We start from the raw sequence: 19,722 nt of genomic DNA on the forward strand, positions 1-19,722 counted from the left end.
GAAGGGATAATGTTTTTTGAAAAATATTTTGATACGCGTGCCGCCGGGGCATCCGGCATCCGCCGAGATCAGCTCAGCAAGACGATGCCGCCCGGCAAACTGATCATTTCTACTCCCGTCAAGTCGCGTATCATCGCCAGCGCGCCATCCATCTGGCGGATGGAAAAGCGCATGCGCACGAGGCGGCGGCCCAGTTCGGGATTGCGCAGCAGCACGCGGCCGGGCCGGTAGCGGTTGATTTCATCGACCACCTGGGACAGCGGCTTGCCGGCAAACGACAACGCACCCGTGCGCCAGGCGCTCGCTTCGCCCTTTGGTGCGGTCGTGGCCGCCTGCGCGCCCCCGTCGTCGTACACCAGTTGCTGTCCTGCATCAAGGGTCTGGCGCCGCTGCTGCCAGACCACCTCGACGGCGCCCGCCAGGCAAGTCACGCAGACGGCGTCGCCCGTGTGGCGCACATTGAAGCGGGCCGACTGCGCCAATAAACGCCCCGCGCCCGCCACCACCGACACGGGCTGGCGCGCGCCGCTGGCGAGGATTTCCGCCTCGCCGCCCAGCAGTTCGATCGACTCGGGCGCCCGCACATCGATGCGCGTCTGCGTATTCATCTGCACCGTCATCTGCTGCGACAGGGCCAGTTGCCGCTGCTCGCCCGTGCCCGTGCGGTAGTCGGCGCCAAGCTCCTGCAGCGACGGCCAGGCGCCCAGCGGCGGGCGCAGGGCCAGCACGGCCACGCCGGCCGCCAGCGCGCCGCCGAGAAAAGCGCGCCGCCCTGGACGGAGCGGGAACGCCAGCACGTTTGCCCGCGGCGGCGCGGCGGCGGCGCGGGTCAAGGCGGGATCGAGCGCCTGCCACACCTGCCTGAGTTCGCGCCAGGCGCGCGCATGCGCGGGGCTGCGCGCGCACCAGGCGCGCAAGGCGTCGGCGTCGGCCTGCGTGAAATCGTCGGCACGCAGGCGTGCCCACCAGGCGGCGGCTTCCCGGCCGATGGCAGTGTCGTCATGTTCAACAAGGTCGCGTGGATCGCGGTCGGAAGCGGTCATGGGATTCATCAATATTTACGGCGGCCCGACACATCGCTGCGCTGGGCCGCATCGGCGTCGGCCATGCACGTTTTACAGTGTTGCATGGCGGCCTGCAATTCTTTCTTCACCATCGCCACGGAAATGCCGAAGCGCTCGGCGATCTCCGCATTGAGCATGCCGTCGATGCGCGCCGCCGTCAGGATGGCGCGGCGGCGCGGCGACAGGCCCGCCAAGGCCGCGTCGAGCGCCTGCACGTCGAGCCGCGCCGAGACGATGCGCGCCGGGTCGCTGATGTCGTCGCCCGTCTCGTCGGCCATGTGCATCAGCTCCTCGCGTTCGCGCTCGGTGACGATAATGCGGTCGCGGCGGTAGGCATCGGTGGCGATATTGGCCGCCATGCGCAGCAGGTAGGCGTCGGGATTATGGACGGGCGCGGCGGCGGGACCGGGCGCCACCATCGCCTCGAGGCGCAGCCAGGTTTCCTGCAGCGCATCGGCCGCGTGGTGCTTGCAGCCGACCACGCGTTCGAGGCGCCAGCGCAGCACGGCGTAGCGCGAACTGAGGTGGCCTTTGAGCCTGGTGCGCAGGTCGGGCAGGCTCATGGCGCGGAGATTCCTTGCACGCCAGCGACGCAATCGACTTCGCTGCCCGGCCCTTGCGGCAGCAGCAGGATGGAAACAGGCTGCGGCATCGACGGCAGCGGCGCGGCGCCCACGCGCATGCCCAGCACCACGCGCGCAATCGCCGTGTCGCGCGCGCGCAAGCCCGTGCTGTCGAGCAGGTGCACGCGGTCGACGACGCCGGCGCGATTCAGATACAGCTGCAGCGCCAGGCGGTAGCCGCCGGGGCGCGTCTGCGCGGCGCGGCACAGCAATCCCAGCAGCACGTGCTGCAGCCGGCCCACATAGGCCGCGTGGTCGCCGCCGCCCTGCGTGGCACCCGGGATGTCGGCGGCGGCCAGCATCGCGGCCGGCGGCAGATCCGCTGCGGCTAGCGCCGAAGCCGCGGCCGGGGCATACACGATGACGGCTTGCGCGTCGGACAGGCGCGATTGCAGACCCGTGCCCTCCAGCAAGACTTGCAGGGCCGCGCCCGCCGCATAGGGGCCGCGCACGGCGCCCGACTGGCGCTGCGCGTAACGCTGGTCGATCAGCACGGCGATGCCCGTGCGGCGGCTGTATATATCCAGCGCGTCGCCGAGGTTTTGCGCGGCGATATCGAACTGCAAGACGGCGCCGTCGGCCGGCTGCGCCCGCACGGGCCCCACCGCGGCCAGGAAACCCAGCAGTACCAGGTATCCGGCCAGCGCAAGCACATGGACGGATGCCGGGCTGCCTGTCATATCGCTATCGTGTCGCTATCGTGTGAGGAGTAAAGCGGACGCCTGGGGTGTTTACAATGAACAATCCTTGCGTCAACTGCAACAGACTACACAGCAAACATGACGGCTTCGTGACATGCTTATCACCAATAAATTTCGCCATGCGGGACGTCGGACGCGGCAATGATTTCGGCTACACTGGCTGCTACTTTCCCTTTCAGACGCCTGATGATCGAAAAGAATCTGCCCGAGCTGGTCATGCTGAAGCGCCTCATCGACGAGGGCGGCAGTCACCTGGAAGTGGCCGCGCCCTGCAGCATCGCCATCGATGGACGCGCATTTCCCGTGTATTCGATCGCCATGGGCAATCCCAGCCCCGACGTGCCCGTGCTGGGCTTTTTCGGCGGCATCCACGGCCTCGAACGCATCGGCACGCAAGTGCTGCTCTCGTTCCTGGAAAGCCTGGTCGCGCGCCTGCGCTGGGACGCCACCTTGCACCAGCAACTGGAAACCATGCGCCTCGTGTTCATGCCGCTGGTCAATCCGGGCGGCATGTGGCAAGCGACGCGCAGCAATCCGCGCGGCGTGGACCTGATGCGCAACGCGCCATTGAGTGCGCGCGAAAATGTGCCGTTCATGCTGGGCGGCCAGCGCTACAGCCCCCGCCTGCCCTGGTACCGGGGCGCGGCCGGAGGGCCGATGGAGCGGGAAAGCCAGGCCGTGTGCGACCTCGTCGAACGCGAACTGCTGTCGCGCCAGTTCAGCATCGCCCTCGATTGCCATTCCGGCTTCGGCTTGCGCGACCGCATCTGGTTTCCGCACGCCCACACCAAGGTGCCGATCGAACACCTGGCCGAGATCGGCGCGCTGGAAGAGCTGTTCAGCCAGAGCTACCCCAACCACAACTATGTGTTCGAGCCGCAAAGCCGGCAATACCGCACGCATGGCGACCTGTGGGACTATCTGTACCTGAACGGCACCAGCTACACGGGCCGCGTGTTCCTGCCCCTGACCCTGGAAATGGGCTCGTGGCTGTGGGTCAAGAAAAATCCGCGCCAGCTGTTCAACCGGGTCAGCATCTTCAACCCCACGGCCGCGCACCGCTTGCAGCGCGTGCTGCGGCGGCACCTGGTGTGGTTCGATTTCCTCATGCGCGCCGCCAGCAGCCACGGCCGCTGGATGCCGGAAGGCTTGCTGCGCAAGGCGCAGCGCCGGCGCGCCCTGGCGCAATGGTACGAATCATGACGACGCCCACCTGGATTTTATTGCGCGGCCTGATGCGCGAACAGCGCCACTGGGGCAGCTTCCCCGCCACCCTGGCGCGCGCCCTGCCCGGCGCCCGCATCGTCACGTCCGACCTGCCCGGCAACGGCACGCGCCACGACGAAGACAGCGCCACCCGCGTGGCCGCCATGGTGGAGAACTGCCGCCATCACTTGCTGGCGCGCGGCATCCCCGCGCCATACCACTTGCTGGCCCTGTCCCTGGGCGGCATGGTGGCCGTCGAATGGGCAAGCCGCTATCCGCAGGAAATCGCACGCTGCGTGCTCGTCAACACGAGCATGCGGCCATACAGCCCGTTTTACCGGCGCCTGCGCTGGCAAAACTACGGCGCCCTGCTGCGCCAGTTGCTGGCCGGTGATGCACGCAGCCAGGAAGCGCTGATCCTGCGCCTGACGAGCCGCAGGCACGCCCATGGCAATCCGGCGCTGCTGGCGGATTGGCTCAGTTACCAGCAGGAATATCCGGTCAACCGGTGCAATGCGCTGCGCCAGCTGCTGTCGGCCGCCCGCTACCGCGCCCCCGCCAGCCGTCCGGCCATGCCCGTGCTGGTGATGGCCGGCGCGCAAGATCAATTGGTCGACCACCGCTGCTCGCAGCGCCTGGCGCGCGTCTGGCAAGCCGATTGCCTGATCCACGGCGATGCGGGCCACGACTTGCCGCTCGATGAGGGCGAATGGCTGGCGCAATCGGTGGCGCGCTGGCTGGGAGTGCCAGCGGCAGACGACAAGCAGATAAACACAGCCCAATTAATATGCAGATAAGCAACCATACGGACCAGCTGGCAGCGCTGGCGGAGGCCGGCGTACGCGAGCACATTTTCCCGGGTGCGGCCTGGGCCGTGGGCACCGTCGACGACGGCGTGGCGGGCGCGGCCGGGCGGCTCACGCCCGATCCCGCCAGTGCCGCGATGCAGGTCGACACTCTGTTCGACATCGCGTCGCTGACCAAGATCATCAGCGTCTGGTCGCTGACGGGCCGGCTGCTGAAGCAGGAACGCCTGGGCCTGGACACCCGCCTGGCCGACGTGCTGCCCGGCACGCACGGCTATGCGCTGGCGCCCGTCACGATTTTCCAGCTGCTCACGCATACGGCCGGCCTGCCGCTGCGCGCCCGCCTGCGCGCCAGCTATGGCGAGGTGTACGACGATATCGTGCGCGGCGTGCTGCGCGAACCGCTGGAAGGCATACCAGGCCAGGCGGTCGACTACACGGACCGCGCGGCCCTGATCCTCGGCCTGGTCATCGAGCGGCTGCTGGGCATGCCCCTGGACCAGGCCCTGGAAGAACATGTGCTGCGGCCGCTGGGCATGGCCGCCACGCGCTTTGGCCCGCTGCCGGCTGCGCATGGCAAGCTGGTCGCGCCGACCGAGTATTGCGAGCAGGCGGGCGCCCATCTTGCCGGCGTGACGCATGATTTTTCGACGCGGCTGCTGGGCGGCGTATGCGGCATTTCCGGGCTGTTTTCGAATGTGCCGGACCTGCAACGCTTCCTGCAGGCGATGCTGGCGCAGGAGCGCCATGGCGAGGTGTTCGACGCCGGCTGGGTGCGTGATTCGCTGACCGTGCAAACGGGTTCCTTGAGCCCGTCGCGCGGCCTGTTCTGGCACCCGGCGACAGGCAGCGGGCCGCAGGACGACATCTGGTGCCACCAGGGTTTCACCGGCACGGCCCTGTGGATCAGCCCGCAGCGCGGCCGCTATGCGGTGCTGCTGACCAATAAGCTGTACTTCACGCGCGATTCCGCCAGGGTCAACGCGCTGCGGCACGCTTTCATGCGCCGCGCCTTCGGTCTTTGAACTTTATAGCCGCAAGCTCACGATGATGGCCAGCAGCAGCGCGCCGGCGGCCGCCAGCAGCGAACTGTTGAAACTGTGCGACTGCGCATACAGGCTGCCAGCCAGCATGGGGCCGATGATCTGACCCACGCCATACACCACCGTCATGCCTGCCATCATGTTGGTGCCCGCCTTGACGGCTGCCCGCTGCGCGGCCGGCATGGCGATGGTCACCGTGCCGACGAACGTGCCGCCGACGAGGATGGCGCTGAGCAGGTAGCCGGCGGCCGAGGGCGCCAGCACGGGCAAAGCCACGCCCAGCGCCTGCAGCAGCAGGTTCAGCCTGAGCGCCTGGCGCGTGCCCAGGCCCTCGTGCAGCCGGTGCCACAGGAAGCACGAGGGCGCCGCCCCGAGGCCGAACACGGCCCACACGTGGGCGGAATTCAAGCCGGGCAAGGCCGCGCCGACCAGCACGGGCAAATACGTGGCCGTGACGATGTAGCCGAGTCCCGCCAAGCCGTAGATCAGCACCAGCGGCCACGGCGCCACGGACGCCAGCGCCGGTGCGATGGCGTGCGGCGGCGCGTCCAGCGTCGCCGGTCCGCCAGCGGCAATCGCGGGCGCGGCCGCCAGCCCCGCCAGCGCGGCGCCCCCGGCCAGCAGCAGCCACATGCCCGCGCTGTGCCAGCCCAGCTGCGAGGCCAGCACCAGCAATTCGGCCGAGACGGCGATGCCGACGCCCACGCCCGCGTACAGCAGCGGCGCGCCGCGGCCATGCCGGCGCTGTTCCAGCAGCCACAAGGAGGCGGCCACCATGGCCAGGGCGCTGAAGACGCCCGCCACGCCCCGCACCGCCACGATGAGCCAGACGGGCATCGGCACCGCCAGCACGCCCAGGCACAGCGCCGTGCCGGCCGCCGACCACAGGCACAGCCGGTGCGCGCTACGGGCCCGCGCGCGCATGGCCAGGATGGCGCCCAGCAGGTAACCGGCATAATTGGCCGAGGCGGCCAGGCTGCCTTCGCGCAAGCTCAAGACGCCTTCCTCGACCATCTGCGGATAGATGGCCGTGAAGGCGAAGCGGCCGAAGCCCATGCCGATGGCGAGAATGACCGCCGCGGCGATGGCCGAACGCAGCCTGGCCGCCCCGCTCACGGCGCCGCCTCGCCCAGTTGCACCAGCAAATGCTGAAAGGCGGGCACGTCGAATCCGACTCTCCACACGAGCACCGTGTCGGCTTGCCCGGCGGACAGCGTTGTCAAGGTGGCTGGCGCATCGGACAGCGCCAGCACGCTGGCCGGCAGCACGGTCACGCAGGCGCCAGCCGCCACGCAGGCGATCATGGTGTGATACGAACTCAACTCCTGCACGCGCCAATCGGTCGAACCTGCCACGCCCAGCAGCTCTTCGGCGATGCCACGGTAGGTGCAGCCCTGCGGAAAGGCCGCCAGCGAGCGCGTGCGCACGTCGATGGCGTGGCGCGCCTGCCCTTCACTGGCCGGCAGCAACAGACACAATTCCTCGCGCCACACGGCGGTCGATGCCAGCCCCAGCTCTTTCAGCGCGGCGGCGCCGCCGAACGCTGGCGGCAAGGCGACGAAAGCGCAGTCGAGCAAACCCGTGCGCACTTGCTCGATCAGGGGGCGCGACGGCCCCGTGCTCAGCGCCAGGCGCGTGTCCGGATAGCGGGCGTGATACGCGGCCAGCAGCGCCGGCAAGCGGCTGGCCGCCGTGCTTTCCATGCTGCCCACGCGCAGGGTGCCGCCGTCGCGCCCGCCCGTGACGACATGCCGCGCTTCTTCCGCCAGCGCCAGCAAACGCTGCGCATACTCGAGAAAGCGCTCGCCCGCCGCCGTCAGGGCCATGCGTTTATTGGCGCGCACGAACAGGTCGGCACCCATATCGGCTTCCAGCTGCTGGATGCGCGTGGTGACGCTGGACGGCGCGCGGCCCAGCCTGGCTGCGGCCTGGGTGACGCTCAGTTCACTGGCCACGGCGCAAAAAATCGTCAGGGATTCCATGTCCATCATGTTCTCGATTTAAGAATTATTATGCTATTATATTCTTCAAACAAGAATATTGCGCAATATCCTCAATTTCATGAAGGAAACATCATGAGCACGTCCCAGCGCTTCCTCGACCGTCTCGGCTTGCAGCACCCCATCATCCAGGCGCCGATGGCGGGCGTCTCCACGCCGCGCATGGCGGCCGCCGTCTCGAACGCGGGCGGCCTCGGTTCGCTGGCCATCGGCGCCGGCACCGTGGCGCAGGCGCGCCAGATGATGGCCGACACGCGCGCGCTGACGGACCGCCCCTTCAACGTGAATGTGTTCTGCCATGCGCCGGCGGTCAGGGATGCGCGGCGCGAGGCGGACTGGCTGGCCCATCTGGCGCCCCTGTTCGCGGAACTGGGCGCGGCCGTGCCTACGGAACTCGACGAGATATATCAAACCTTTCTCGGCAATGAGACAGCGTTTGCCCTGCTGCTGGAACAGCGTCCCGCCGTCGTCAGCTTCCATTTCGGCTTGCCGGCGCGGCAGCAGATCGCCGCCCTGCGCCAGGCCGGCGTCTACACGATGGCCACGGCCACCAATCTGCGCGAGGCGATGCTGATCGAACAGGCGGGCGTCGACGCCATCGTGGCGCAAGGCGTGGAAGCGGGCGGCCACCGTGGCGTCTTCGACCCGCAAGCGCCGGACGAGCGCCACAGCACCAGCGTGCTGCTGCGCCTGCTGGCGGGCCGCACCACCCTGCCCCTGATCGCGGCCGGCGGCATCATGGATGGACAAGGCGTCCGCGCCGCGCTGGACCTGGGCGCCGCGGCAGCCCAGCTGGGCACGGCGTTCGTGCTGTGCCCGGAATCGTCGGCCAATGCGGGCTACCGCGCCAACCTGCAAAGCGCGCGGGCCGCAAGCACGCGCCTGACCAGCGTGCTCTCGGGCCGTCTGGCGCGCGGCATGGTGAACCGGCTGATCGAACATGGCGAAGCGCCGGGCAGCCCGCCCCCAGCCGACTATCCCGTTGCCTACGATGCCGCCAAACAATTGAACGCCTTGGCCAGCCGGCACGGCGACAGCGAATTCGCCGCGCAATGGGCCGGCCAGGGCGCGCCGCTGGCGCGGGAAATGGGGGCGGAGGAACTGGTGTCGGCACTGGCAAGGGAAATGGCGGCCTGATGCCGGGATGCTTCTGGCAATACGGAGGCGCATCCCGGCCAGTCACACCACGGCAGCGCTGAACGACTCGGGCCGCCGCGCAAGCAGGTGAGACAGCCGCTGAAGACCGGCCTGCAAGCGTCCACGGTCCTTGATGCTGCCCAAAGAGATGCGAATGGCGTTCACGGATGCGCTGCCCGTTGCGAACGCCTCCGCCGGCGTGACGGCGATGCCGTAGCTGGCGGCTGCGAGCGCAAGCTGCGAGGAGTTCCAATACGCGGGCAACTCGAGCCATACATGCAGACCGTCTCCGGCGCCGCTGTAGCGGCCCGCCAGCACATCGCGCGCCATCCGGTGGCGCAGGCGCGCCTCCTTGCGTACGCCTTCCATCAATCTGTCAGCCGAGCCGTCGAGTATCCACTGCGTGGCCAGGGCGGCCGTCAGAGGAGCGACCATCAGCGCAAATGATCTTAGCGCGACCAGGAAACGCTCGCGCTCCGCCGGGTCGCGTATCAGCACGAAGGCGACACGCAAGCCGGGCGTGAGGCATTTCGACAGCGTGGAGATGTAGAGCACCTGCGCCGGGGCAAACGCGGCAACGGGCGGCGGCGGAGCATCGGCAAGAAGCCAGTAGGGATCGTCCTCGACGATGCGTACATTGCAGCGCTGCGCAATGCCGGCCAGCTCCTTGCGCCGGCGTTCCGGCATGGTGATGGCGGTCGGGTTCTGCAATGTCGGATTGAGGTAGACCAGCGCGGGCTGGTGCTGGCGGCACGCTTCCTCAAGCAGCTCAGGCAGCATCCCGTGCTTGTCCGCGCCCACCGCGATGACGTGCCGGCCGAACTGGGCCGCAGCGGCACGCAAGCCCGGATAACTCGTCGGCTCTGCCAGGATCACATCGCCAGGCTCCGTCAGCGCAAGGATCAATGCGGCGATCGCCGCTTGCGCACCGGGACAGACAACCACCTGCCTTGAATCCAGAGGTCCGAACATCGGTTCCAGCCACCTGGCTCCGGCCTTGCGGTCGGAGTCGCTTCCCCCGCCCAAGTGATAGGTCATCAGCAACTCATTATCGGCGCGCATCAGTACTTGAGACAAACCTTGTCGCAACATGTCGTCGAAGTCCACGCCCTCCGGCGGTGGCGGCGTATTCATGCTCAGGTCGAGGATAGCGGTCAATTCGACTTTCGGCGCCGCGACATACGTGCCGCGCGCGCCGCGCCCCTCCAGCAAGTTGCGGCGTCTGGCTTCGTCGTAGGCGCGCGTGATCGTCGTCAGGTCGACGCCCAGCTGTGCCGCCAACTGGCGCTGCGTCGGCAGACGGTCGCCCGCTGTCAGCGAGCCGTCTGCCACCGCCACCTGCAAGGCATCCGCAATTTGCAAAAAACGTGGCCCCTTGTTCCCGGCCAATCGCGGCAACCAGCCCGTCAAATTTTCATCTTGTATGGTTTTTAACTGGGACATTTTGTCTCAATGTATGGAGATTGTTTTAAGGTAGTATGCCTCATAACGTGCAGCAACACCATCCTTGCATGGCAGTCGCAGACGTTTTTTCCTCACTCATCCGCATGCGGCGCATCGCTGCGCTCGATACCGTCGTTATTTCAGAGCTGGCTATAATGAAAGAGTCAAACAGGATGCCTGGGGGATAGTTGAAGAAAAAGTTGGAACAGAAGCTGCTGAAGCAGCAATTTGAGGCAGTGCGCCTCACGACAGATAGTGTCAAGTAATCAAGTAATAGACTGGAAATACGCAAAATGATCGATTGGACCCCTATAGTCTTCGTGACATTCAAGGCACTCGTGCTCGCCACCGGCATGTTCTTCGCCATCAAGTGGCATTACGATCAAGGCAAGAAGGATAAGGATAAGGCGAAGCAGAATCGCGCGGTGCTGCGCGCGAGCGGCAAGGTGGTCGCCATCTTCGCGCTATTGCTTCTGGCACTCGGGATCGTCACCTTCTTCGTCGTCAGCATGGTCGGTCTGGACATGACCATGCCATGATGACAGAAAGTCGCCGGCCGATATGCAGCGATGCGGCAGCAATTTCCCGCCGCGGCGTTTCGCGCAGGCTTGCCTCAGCAAGGGATTGGACGGCGAGCCTTTGGCTTTCTACTTCCGGCGGCTTCCCTCAGGGCGTCTGCCGCGGGAGCTGTTCGGCAAGTCCGATGAGGATGCCTTCGGGACCACGGATGTAGCAGAGCCGATACATGTGTTCGTACCGGACTACTTCGCCGACCAGCTTCGCGCCGCGTTGGACGAGCCGGACGAGCGTATCGTCGATATCCTCGACGGTAAACATGACACGCAGGTAACCGAGAGCGTTCACTGGGGCGTCGCGGTGATCGGCGACCACGGCCGGCGCGAGGAAACGGGATAACTCGAGACGGCTGTGACCGTCCGGCGTACGCATCATGGCAATCTCCACGCGCATGCCGCGCAGACCGGTGACGCCATCGGCCCAGTCGCCGTCAATTGGGGCGCGCCCTTCGAGAACGAGTCCAAGTTCGGTGAAAAATTCAATGGCGGCATCGATGTCTTCCACGACGATGCCGACGTTGTCCATGCGCTTGACTGTCATATTGCCTCCTGGGTGTCTAAGCCGCTACGGCAACCTGTGCCGGAACGTCGGCTCGATGTTACGCGCATGCAGCCAGCGCACGATGTCCTCCAGTGTGGCGTCCTGCAGCAGCAAGCCTGGCTGCGTAACGGGCTTTACCGCCGGTAATGGCGCGGCGACGGGCGCGAGAGCGGGCACGGCATCAGCCAGCCCCGCATGTCCCTGCAGCTTCGCCAGCGCCTGCGCGAATTGTGCCGGAGTGATGCTGCGCAAGCTTTCCAGGAAACCCAGCTGGGCGGCGGGCGGCGGCGGCATGTCCAGGCCCGGCTCGTCGACGAAGGCGGCGCCCATGCTGGGGTGGATGAAGGCGGCCCACTTGCCCGATGGCTGCAGGCATGGCGGCAGCGCCGCCTGCGTCACGTAGTCTGGCGGCGCTGCGGCGAGGATGTCGGTCGAAGCAGGCAAAAAGGTGGAACGCAGCAGCTGCACGAACTGGCGCGCCTGGGCAACGGGCACGGGCGTGGCCAGAGACAGCCATAACTGGAACGCCGTGCCCGAGATGCTGACGGCGGGCGCCGGCAAGTCCAGCTCGTGCTGCACGGCATTGGCGATCATGCACAGCGCGCTCCAGTGCGCCTCGCCGCCGCCCTTGCCGCCAAACTCCAGCACCAGCGCGCGCGTCAGGCCGCTCTCGGTCACGAGTTGCACGGCCACCGTCTGCTCGCCCGACAGGTGGCGTGCCAGCACGGCCGGCGTCAAAGGCTGGACGCCGCCCTGCGCATCGACGTAGTGCTGCTGTTCCTCGAACAGGTACAGGCGGGTGAGTTCGGAAATCAGTTTATGCATGGGCAGCCTCGTAATGACGTTGAGCAACACTTGTCAACGTGCCCCGATTATAGCCTTCCCGCACTTGGCGCACTCACCCTCCCGGCGCCAAACACCAGCCAGCTGGCCACGGCGAACAGGCAGGCGGCCACGCCGCCGTACAGCATCACGGCGCCAAAGCCTTGCGCCAGCGCAAGCTGGGCCACGCCGGCCGGCAGCGCGCCGGCACCCTTGCCTGCCGACAAGTCCTCAGCCATGGCGCGCACGGTGGCCGCGTCCAGTCCGCCAGGCAGACGGGGCCGCAAGGCGGACTGGATGCCTTCGACGAGAATAAAACCCATCAGCGCGATATTGATGGACAGGCTGACCATGCGCGCGCTGATGTCGATGCTGGACGCCATGCCGGCCCGTTCGCCGGGCACGGCGCCCGTCGTCGTATTGGTGACGGGCGTATTCGTCAAGCCCAGGCCCGTGCCCGCCAGGAGGCAGCCGGGCAGGATCGTCAGCCAGCTGGCGGCGTCCGCATGGCTGCCCCACAGCATCAACAGGAAACCCGCGCCGATGGCCAGCATGCCGGCAGGGATCACCAGGTCGGCGCGGTAGCGCAGCGCCAGCCGCTCGGCCAGCGGCGGCATGAGCAAGGTGGGCAAGGTGTAGGCCAGCAGGGTCAGGCCCGTGCCCAGGCTGCTGTAGCCGAGGCCATGCTGCACGTACAGGGGCAGATAGATCATGAACGGCCAGAAACTGCAGTTCATGCCCGCCGAGCCGAGCAAGGCGCCCGAGAAGCGGCGGATGCGGAAGACGGCAAAATCGACCATCGGTTCGGGCTGGCGCCGTTCGATGGCGGCAAACAGCACCAGGCTGACGAGCGCCACGGCCAGGCTGCCCACGGTGCGCGGGTCCGTGACACCCAGCGCCGGCCCCTGCGTGATGCACCAGGCCAGGCTGAACACGCCCAGCGACAAGGTGGCGATGCCCGCCACGTCCAGATTGCGCCGCTGCGGGTCACGCGATTCCGTCACGCCCAGGCCCGCCAGCAGCAGCGCGACGACGGCCAGCGGCCCGTGCACGAGAAATACCCATTGCCAGTTTGACAGCGCGACGATGGCCGCGCCGATGATGGGGCCAAAACCCAGGCCGATGCCAAAGACGATGCCCCAGGCACCAAACGCCCTGCCGCGCGCGGCGCCGGCCGGGAACTGCCGCGACAGCACGGCCACCTGGCAGATCAGCATGGCGCCGCCGGCCGCGCCCTGCAGCGCGCGCGCGGCGATCAGCACACCCGTGCTGCCGGCCCAGCCGCAGACCAGTGAACTGACGCCGAACAGCGCCAGACTGGCGAGCAGCAAGCGCTTGCGGCCGTAGCGGTCGGCCAGGGTGCCCGTGGCCATCAGCACCGTGGTGCAAGCCAGCGTGTAGGCGTTCATGATCCACTGCAAATCCTTGAAGTCGCCATGCAGCAGCGTTTCCAGGGTGGGCAGGATGACGGGCACGCTGGAAATTTCCAGGCCGAACATGAGCGAGGCCAGGCAGACGGCGGCCAGGGTCAGTGTATTTTGTTGCGAAGTAGTCAGGTGCATCGAAGCCTTGATGTCGGTAGTCATGGAGGCGCGCGTGGGGACGGCGCACCGCGAGCCGCCATTCTAGAAAGCCTCGACTCATGAGGGAAATGATAAAATTTTGTACAATTCATTCATTTTCATCATGAATCACAGGAACTAGACGCCATGGACTTCGATACCGCCCTGCTGCGCGCTTTGCTTGCCGTAGCGGACACGGGCGGCTTTACACGCGCCGCCGAACGGCTGCACCTGAGCCAGTCCGCCGTCAGCCACCAGATCCGCCGCCTGGAACAGCAGGCTGGCACGGCGCTGCTGCAGCGCACGACGCGCAGCCTGCGCCTGACGGAAGACGGCGAGGATTTTCTGCGCCACGCGCGGCAGATCCTGGCGGCCCAGGATGCCCTGTCGCGGCGCTTCCAGCGTTCCTCGATCGCGGGCGCCGTGCGCTTTGGCGTGCCGGAAAATTTCATGGGCGCGCGCCTGCCCGCCCTGCTGGCGCAATTCGCGCACCTGTTTCCCGCCGTGCGGCTCGATGTCACGGTGGGCACCTATCTTGACTTGCAGCAACTCGTCGCCGCCGATGCGCTGGACCTGGCCGTCGTCATGGCCCCGGCCGATAGCGGCGATGAGACGGCCGTGCTGCGCCGCACGCGCTTCGTCTGGGCCGCGGCGCACGATTTCCACCACCACGACGGCGCGCTGCCCCTGCCGTTGGCGTTTTCACCGGCGCCGTGCCTGCACCGGCAAGTGGGCGTCGACGCCCTCGATGGCGCCGGGCTCGACTGGCGCGTGGCGTTCACCTCGCCCAGCCAGCAGGGACTACGCGCCGCCGTGCTGGCTGGGCTGGCCGTCACGGCCCTGCCGCAAGGCGACCTGGAAGCGGGCATGGTCGTCATCGATGGCCAGCATGGCTTGCCCGCCTTGCCCGCTGCCCAGTTCCAGCTCGTCTGGCGCGCCGCCGGCAGCACGGCGGCGGCCGAAGCGTTCGGGCAATTGCTGCGCGAATGGTCGGCCGCTGCGGCGACGTGACTTTGCAAAAAAGTGTAGCCTTCGCAGGCAGACATTTCCAGGCCAAAGGACCTCCTCCCCATGACATCTCGTACTTTCCTCGTCACCGGCGCGACACGCGGCATCGGCCATGCCATCTGCACCCTGCTGCATCAGCAAGGCCATCGGGTGATCGGCATCGCGCGGCACGTTGCGGGCGTCGACTTTCCGGGCACCTTGGTGGCCTGCGATCTGGCCGATCTGGCGCAGACGGCGCAGGTTCTCAAGGCGCTGGAAAAACAGTTTGATATCGATGGCATCGTCAACAATGCGGGCATTGCCTCGCCCCAGCCGCTGGGTCAAATCGACTTTGCCACCTTGCAGAGCGTGTTCGACCTGAACGTGCGCGCCGCCATCCAGGTGACACAGCAGTTCGTGGATGCGATGAAGCAGCGCCGCTATGGCCGCATCGTGAATATCTGCAGCCGCGCAGTCTACGGCAGCGTGGACCGCACCGCCTATTCCGCCGCCAAAAGCGCCCTGGTCGGCTGCACGAGAACCTGGGCGCTGGAGTTGGCCCAGCACGGCGTGACGGTCAATGCGATCGCCCCAGGCCCCGTGGAAACGGCACTGTTCCGCAAGACGCGCCCCGTCGGCAGCGAAATGGAACGCCAGGTGCTTGCCACGATACCAATGCGGCGGCTGGGACAGCCGGATGAAGTCGCTGCCGCCGCCGGCTTCCTGCTATCGGAGCAGGCCAGTTACGTGACAGGTCAAGTCTTGGCAGTGGATGGCGGAGGCAGCCTCGGCGGGCGCGCCTGACAAGTCAGCACCAGCAGCAAGGCCAGCGCCAGCATGGCACTCGCGCTGCCCAGGGCAAGCGTCACGCGGTGCGCCAGCAGCGGCACGCCCGCCAGCTGGCCCGCGCCAACAGCCGAGATCGCCACCAGCGTCGCCAGCCCCAGCGAACTGCCCAGCTGGTGCGCCACGTTGACGATGCCGGATGCCGCGCCCGCATCCTGCGCCGGCACGCCGGCCACGCCGGCCGCCGTCAGCGGACTGAGGGCCATGCCCTGCCCCGCGCCGATCAGCACCATCGGCAGGGCCACACCCAGCCAGTAGGCCGTACCTGCATCGACACGGCTCAGCCATGCCATGCCCAGCAGGGTCAAGCCCAGGCCCATGGCCAGCAGGCGCGCATTGCCGAAGCGCCGCGTCAAGCGCGGCACGCACAGGGCCACGCCGAAGTTCACCAAAGTCATGGGCAAGAAGGCCAGGCCCGTCAGCGATGGCGGATAGCCAAGCACCACTTGCAGGAATTGCGTGGTGAAAAAGAAAAAGCCGACCATGGCGCCCAGGAACAGCACCCTGGCCCCGTACGCAGCATTGCGTTGCCTATCGGCAAACAGACGCAGCGGCAGGATGGCTTGCGCGGCGCGCCGCTCGATGGCGATGAACGCGGCCAGCAGCAACATGCCCGCCGCCAGGGCGACTTGCGTCAGGTAGTCACCCCAGCCGGCGCCGGCCGAGCGGATCAAGCCATACACGAGGGCCGACATGCCAACGGTCGAGCTGGCGGCGCCGGCCACGTCGAACTGGCCCCGGTTGCGGGCGCTTTCCGCAATGAAACGGCGCACTGCCGCCAGCATGGCCGCGCCAATGGGCAGGTTGAGGAAGAAACCGACTCGCCACGACAGCCATTCGGCCAGCACGCCGCCCAGCACCAGGCCCACGCTGGCGGCGATGCCCGCCACGGCGCTGTACAGGGCGATGGCCCGCGTGCGCTCACGCCCCTCCGCGAACGTGGTTTGCAGCAAAGCCAGCGTGGACGGCGCCAGGATGGCCGCGCCCACGCCCTGGATGGCGCGCGCGGCGATCAGCATGGCCGGCGACTGCGCCAGGCCGATGGCCAGCGACGCCACGGTGAACAGCGCCAGGCCCAGCTGCAGCAGGCGGCGCCGGCCAACCGCATCGCCGGCGCGCGCGGCCAGCAGCAGCAAGCCGCCAAACGTCAGGGTATACGCGCTTTGCACCCAGGCCAGGCCCGTATCCGTAAAGCCCAGTTCCTGGTGAATTTTCGGCAAGCCCGTCAGCACGATGGACGTGTCGAGCACGATCATCACATAGCTGACGAGGATGATGGCGAGGATGGCCGCCTTGTGCGGCGCGGCGGGGACAGCGGGATCGGGAACAGTTTTCATGCCGCCACTGTATGCCTTCCCCATTACCATGAATAGATGCTAAAGTCCGCATGAACTTATTAGTGTCACTAATGAATGAGAAAGGCAGCCCACCATGGCGCAGACCAACTTCAACGACATCCTCGCCTTCGTGGCCGTGGCCCGCGCAGGCAGTTTTACCCGGGCGGCGGCCAGGCTGGGCGTGTCGCAGTCGGCCTTGAGCCAGACGGTGCGCGCGCTGGAAGAACGGCTCGGTCTGCGCCTGCTGGTGCGCACCACGCGCAGCGTCTCTCCCACGGAAGCGGGCGAACAGCTGCTGCGCACGGTGGCGCCCCGCTTCGACGAGATCGAGGCGGAGCTGGCCCTGCTCAGCGAGCGGCGCGACAAGCCGGCCGGCAACATCCGCATCAGCGCGGGCGAACATGCGGCGCTGACCGTCCTGCAGCCGGCCATCGCCCGCTTGCTGCCCGAGTATCCCGACATCCACATCGAAGTCGTCGTCGACAATGGCATGACCGATATCGTGGCCGCCCGTTGCGACGCGGGCGTGCGCCTGGGCGAGCAAGTGGCCAGGGACATGATCGCCATGCCCATCGGCCCGGATTTCCGCATGGCCATCGTTGCCTCTCCCGCCTACTTCGCCCGCCATGCGCCGCCCGTCACGCCGCAGGACTTGATGGCGCACAACTGCATCAACATGCGCCTGCCCACCCTGGGCGGCCTGTACGCCTGGGAATTTGCCAAGGATGGGCAGGAGCTGAAAGTGCGCGTGGAAGGACAATTGATCTATAACAACATGGCCATGCGGCTGCATTCGGCGCTCGACGGCCTGGGGCTGGCCTGCATGGCCGAAGATGTGGTGCAGCCTTACGTCGCCGATGGCCGCCTGATCCGCGTGCTCGACGACTGGTGCCCCACGTATGCGGGCTACAAGCTGTATTACCCGAGCCGGCGCCACCCCTCGCCCGCGTTTACCTTGCTGCTCGACACCTTGCGCCATCCCCGGCTTTGAGCCAGCGCAATCGTTCACCGGGTGCGCATAGTCACCACACGAACACGCATTTACGGTGCGGCGGCACAGGACTATAGTGGCTGCTTTCCCACCTGTTCAAGGATCGCCATGAAACTCTTTTATTCGCCGGGCGCCTGCTCGCAGGCGCCGCACATCATCCTGCGCGAAACAGGGGCGGCCTTCACCCTCGTGAAGGTCGACCTGGGCCAGCACCGCACGCAGGAAGGCGGCAATTACTACGACCTCAACCCGAAAGGCCAGGTCCCGCTGCTGGCGCTCGACGATGGCACGACCTTGAGCGAAGGCCCCGTCATCGCCCAGTACATCGCCGAACGGGCCGGCAGGCAGGATTTATTGCCGCCCGCGGGCAACTTTGCCCGCTACAAGGTGCTGGAATGGCAGAACTACATCACGTCCGAGCTGCACAAATCGTTCAGTCCCCTGTTCGATCCCCGCTTCGACGCCGCCACCAAGGCCTTATTCATCGAGCAACTGGGCAAAAAATTCAAGTGGGTGGACAGCCGCCTGGAAGGCCGCGCCTATCTGACGGGCGACACATTCACGGTGGCCGACGCCTATCTGTTCGTCGTTACCGGCTGGGCGCCGAACGTGGGCGTGGACTTGTCCGCGCTGGCGCATCTGCAGGCCTTCCTCGCAAGAGTGGCCCAGCGCGACAGCGTCAAGGCTGCTTGGGAAGCGGAAGGATTGGCCAAGGCTGCTTAAAAGCAGTGTTGCTGTGCAGGAAAAGACCGCTCCTTGACGGCGCTGACATAGGCCGTGAAGGCGCCGCCGATGCTGGCTTGCCCCGTCATGAAGTCGCGCACGAAGCGTGCCTTCTTGCCAGGAAACACGTTGAGCATATCGTGCATGACGAGTATCTGGCCTGAACAGTGCGGGCCGGCGCCGATGCCGATGGTGGGAATGGCCAGCAGCGCCGACACTTCCCGGCCCAGCGCGGCCGGTATGGCTTCGAGCAGCAACAGCGATGCGCCGGCAGCCTGCAGGGCCAGCGCATCGGCTTTCAGCAAGGCCGCGCTGTGCGGCGTCTTGCCCTGCACCTTGAAGCCGCCCAATTGGTGTACGGACTGCGGCGTCAAGCCCAGGTGGGCGAACACGGGGATGCCCCGTTCGGTGAGAAAGCGCACGGTTTCGCACAGCCAGCCGCCGCCCTCCAGCTTGACCATGTGTGCGCCCGCCCGCATCAGCTGGACGGCGTTGGCATACGCCGCCTGCGGCGTGGCATAGCTGCCGAACGGCATGTCGGCCGCCAGCACGGCCGTACGGTTGCCGCGCGCCACGCTGGCCGTGTGATAAGCGATGTCGGCCACGCTGACGGGCAAGGTCGTGCCTTGCCCTTGCACTACATTGCCCAGCGAATCGCCGACCAGCAGCAGTTCCACGCCACAGGCATTCATCAGAGTGGCGAAACTGGCGTCATAGCAAGTCAGGGCGACAATCTTTTGCCCCGCATCGCGCATGCCCAGCAAGGCTGGCAGCGTCAACGGCTTACTATGCGGCAAGTGTTCAGTGTGGTCCGGCGTGGGCATGATCTTCATTTCATTTCGTTAAGTTAAGTTTTCTCGGACTTGCCGTGCATCACCATGATGGTTTGCTGCATCAGCGCACACAGGGTTTCCTGGCCATCCTTGACGGCAAACACTTCGGCTTGCGTGACGATCAGCGTGCGGCCGGGCCGCACCACCTTGCCGCGCGCAATCAATTTCTCGCCATCGGCGGGCGCCAGCAAATTCATCTTGTATTCCACCGTCAGCACGGACGCGCCTTCCGGCACCATGGTCATGGCCGCGTAGCCGGCGGCCGAGTCCGCGATCATGCCCACCACCCCGCCATGTACGAAGCCGTGCTGCTGCTCGATGCCACTCCAGTGCGGCACGTGGATTTCCGTGCTGCCATGCGCCACCATGGGCAGGCTGGCCCGGATCAGGGTCATGGCGTTCTGTAAATCAAAACTGGCGCGGACTCGGTCGGCGAAGTGCGGGTCGGGAAGTCGTGTCATGGTGAAATACTTTCTCAAGTG

21 protein-coding genes are annotated in these 19,722 nt (G+C 66.7%); 9 read left to right on the plus strand and 12 right to left on the minus strand.

The window, feature by feature from the left end:
- Window positions 1-68 precede the first annotated feature (68 nt).
- The 3 genes from CSQ95_RS20660 to CSQ95_RS20670 are packed head-to-tail and all read right to left on the minus strand — an operon-like array spanning window position 69 to window position 2,367.
- Entirely contained in the window at window positions 69-1,043 is a 975-nt protein-coding gene (locus tag CSQ95_RS20660; protein WP_099410857.1) for a FecR domain-containing protein, read from the minus strand.
- Between the two features lie 8 nt (window positions 1,044-1,051).
- Window positions 1,052-1,627 (minus strand): RNA polymerase sigma factor, encoded by a 576-nt coding sequence (locus CSQ95_RS20665; RefSeq protein ID WP_070288122.1) that lies wholly within the window; start codon window positions 1,625-1,627, stop codon window positions 1,052-1,054.
- Window positions 1,624-2,367: a hypothetical protein gene (locus tag CSQ95_RS20670; protein WP_143450015.1), complete on the minus strand. Its 744-nt coding sequence runs from the start codon at window positions 2,365-2,367 to the stop codon at window positions 1,624-1,626. Before CSQ95_RS20670 ends, CSQ95_RS20665 begins: the two co-directional genes overlap by 4 nt.
- Window positions 2,368-2,574: 207 nt before the next feature.
- Between CSQ95_RS20670 and CSQ95_RS20675 the strand changes: the two genes are divergently transcribed.
- The 3 genes from CSQ95_RS20675 to CSQ95_RS20685 are packed head-to-tail and all read left to right on the plus strand — an operon-like array spanning window position 2,575 to window position 5,425.
- The gene (locus CSQ95_RS20675; RefSeq protein WP_070288115.1) at window positions 2,575-3,591 is read left to right on the plus strand and encodes a M14 family zinc carboxypeptidase; all 1,017 of its coding nucleotides are present in this window, start codon (window positions 2,575-2,577) and stop codon (window positions 3,589-3,591) included.
- A complete protein-coding gene (locus CSQ95_RS20680; protein WP_099410859.1) occupies window positions 3,588-4,391 on the plus strand; it encodes an alpha/beta fold hydrolase in 804 nt (267 codons plus the stop codon). Before CSQ95_RS20675 ends, CSQ95_RS20680 begins: the two co-directional genes overlap by 4 nt.
- Entirely contained in the window at window positions 4,382-5,425 is a 1,044-nt protein-coding gene (locus tag CSQ95_RS20685; protein ID WP_218963628.1) for a serine hydrolase, read from the plus strand. The genes CSQ95_RS20680 and CSQ95_RS20685 overlap by 10 nt, the downstream gene beginning before the upstream one ends.
- 3 nt (window positions 5,426-5,428) lie before the next feature.
- Here CSQ95_RS20685 and CSQ95_RS20690 read toward each other — a convergent pair whose 3' ends face one another.
- On the minus strand, window positions 5,429-6,559 hold the full coding sequence (locus tag CSQ95_RS20690; RefSeq protein ID WP_257218126.1) for a YbfB/YjiJ family MFS transporter: 1,131 nt from the start codon (window positions 6,557-6,559) through the stop codon (window positions 5,429-5,431).
- Window positions 6,556-7,431: a LysR family transcriptional regulator gene (locus CSQ95_RS20695; RefSeq protein ID WP_099410899.1), complete on the minus strand. Its 876-nt coding sequence runs from the start codon at window positions 7,429-7,431 to the stop codon at window positions 6,556-6,558. The genes CSQ95_RS20690 and CSQ95_RS20695 overlap by 4 nt, the downstream gene beginning before the upstream one ends.
- A gap of 87 nt (window positions 7,432-7,518) precedes the next feature.
- Between CSQ95_RS20695 and CSQ95_RS20700 the strand changes: the two genes are divergently transcribed.
- The gene (locus CSQ95_RS20700; RefSeq protein ID WP_099410860.1) at window positions 7,519-8,580 is read left to right on the plus strand and encodes a nitronate monooxygenase family protein; all 1,062 of its coding nucleotides are present in this window, start codon (window positions 7,519-7,521) and stop codon (window positions 8,578-8,580) included.
- A 42-nt stretch (window positions 8,581-8,622) separates the two neighbouring features.
- Here the strand turns inward: CSQ95_RS20700 and CSQ95_RS20705 are convergent, their stop codons facing one another.
- Window positions 8,623-10,023, minus strand: coding sequence for a PLP-dependent aminotransferase family protein (locus CSQ95_RS20705; RefSeq protein ID WP_180279118.1), 1,401 nt, complete (start codon window positions 10,021-10,023; stop codon window positions 8,623-8,625).
- 293 nt (window positions 10,024-10,316) lie between these two features.
- On the opposite strand from CSQ95_RS20705, the gene CSQ95_RS20710 reads away from it, so the two are divergent.
- On the plus strand, window positions 10,317-10,562 hold the full coding sequence (locus tag CSQ95_RS20710; RefSeq protein WP_070224327.1) for a hypothetical protein: 246 nt from the start codon (window positions 10,317-10,319) through the stop codon (window positions 10,560-10,562).
- 127 nt (window positions 10,563-10,689) lie between these two features.
- Here CSQ95_RS20710 and CSQ95_RS20715 read toward each other — a convergent pair whose 3' ends face one another.
- From CSQ95_RS20715 to CSQ95_RS20725, 3 genes are read right to left on the minus strand one after another with little or no spacing between them, the layout of a single operon-like run.
- Window positions 10,690-11,139 carry a VOC family protein gene (locus tag CSQ95_RS20715; RefSeq protein ID WP_099410861.1) on the minus strand — a complete coding sequence of 150 codons (450 nt, stop codon included), beginning with the start codon at window positions 11,137-11,139 and terminating at the stop codon, window positions 10,690-10,692.
- A 24-nt stretch (window positions 11,140-11,163) separates the two neighbouring features.
- Window positions 11,164-11,964 (minus strand): hypothetical protein, encoded by an 801-nt coding sequence (locus CSQ95_RS20720; protein ID WP_099410901.1) that lies wholly within the window; start codon window positions 11,962-11,964, stop codon window positions 11,164-11,166.
- 47 nt (window positions 11,965-12,011) lie between these two features.
- Window positions 12,012-13,547: an MFS transporter gene (locus tag CSQ95_RS20725; protein WP_257218127.1), complete on the minus strand. Its 1,536-nt coding sequence runs from the start codon at window positions 13,545-13,547 to the stop codon at window positions 12,012-12,014.
- Window positions 13,548-13,670: 123 nt separating this feature from the next.
- On the opposite strand from CSQ95_RS20725, the gene CSQ95_RS20730 reads away from it, so the two are divergent.
- Window positions 13,671-14,534, plus strand: coding sequence for a LysR family transcriptional regulator (locus CSQ95_RS20730; protein ID WP_070224324.1), 864 nt, complete (start codon window positions 13,671-13,673; stop codon window positions 14,532-14,534).
- A gap of 60 nt (window positions 14,535-14,594) precedes the next feature.
- Window positions 14,595-15,314 carry an SDR family oxidoreductase gene (locus CSQ95_RS20735; protein WP_070288097.1) on the plus strand — a complete coding sequence of 240 codons (720 nt, stop codon included), beginning with the start codon at window positions 14,595-14,597 and terminating at the stop codon, window positions 15,312-15,314.
- On the opposite strand, the gene CSQ95_RS20740 is transcribed toward CSQ95_RS20735, so the two are convergent.
- Entirely contained in the window at window positions 15,266-16,693 is a 1,428-nt protein-coding gene (locus CSQ95_RS20740) for an MFS transporter (RefSeq protein WP_099410862.1), read from the minus strand. The two genes, CSQ95_RS20735 and CSQ95_RS20740, sit on opposite strands and share 49 nt — an antisense overlap.
- 94 nt (window positions 16,694-16,787) lie before the next feature.
- Between CSQ95_RS20740 and CSQ95_RS20745 the strand changes: the two genes are divergently transcribed.
- Complete coding sequence (locus CSQ95_RS20745) at window positions 16,788-17,684, plus strand: LysR family transcriptional regulator (RefSeq protein WP_099410863.1); 897 nt, start codon at window positions 16,788-16,790, stop codon at window positions 17,682-17,684.
- Window positions 17,685-17,792: 108 nt separating this feature from the next.
- The gene (gene gstA / locus CSQ95_RS20750; protein ID WP_099410864.1) at window positions 17,793-18,407 is read left to right on the plus strand and encodes a glutathione transferase GstA; all 615 of its coding nucleotides are present in this window, start codon (window positions 17,793-17,795) and stop codon (window positions 18,405-18,407) included.
- On the opposite strand, the gene panB is transcribed toward gstA, so the two are convergent.
- Together panB and CSQ95_RS20760 are read right to left on the minus strand one after the other, a co-directional pair.
- Window positions 18,404-19,240 carry a 3-methyl-2-oxobutanoate hydroxymethyltransferase gene (panB, locus tag CSQ95_RS20755; protein WP_099410865.1) on the minus strand — a complete coding sequence of 279 codons (837 nt, stop codon included), beginning with the start codon at window positions 19,238-19,240 and terminating at the stop codon, window positions 18,404-18,406. The two genes, gstA and panB, sit on opposite strands and share 4 nt — an antisense overlap.
- A 14-nt stretch (window positions 19,241-19,254) precedes the next feature.
- Window positions 19,255-19,701 (minus strand): PaaI family thioesterase, encoded by a 447-nt coding sequence (locus CSQ95_RS20760; protein WP_099410866.1) that lies wholly within the window; start codon window positions 19,699-19,701, stop codon window positions 19,255-19,257.
- Between the last annotated feature and the right edge of the window lie 21 nt (window positions 19,702-19,722).

The organism is Janthinobacterium sp. BJB304, from assembly GCF_002735765.1.
Classification (GTDB): domain Bacteria; phylum Pseudomonadota; class Gammaproteobacteria; order Burkholderiales; family Burkholderiaceae_D; genus Janthinobacterium.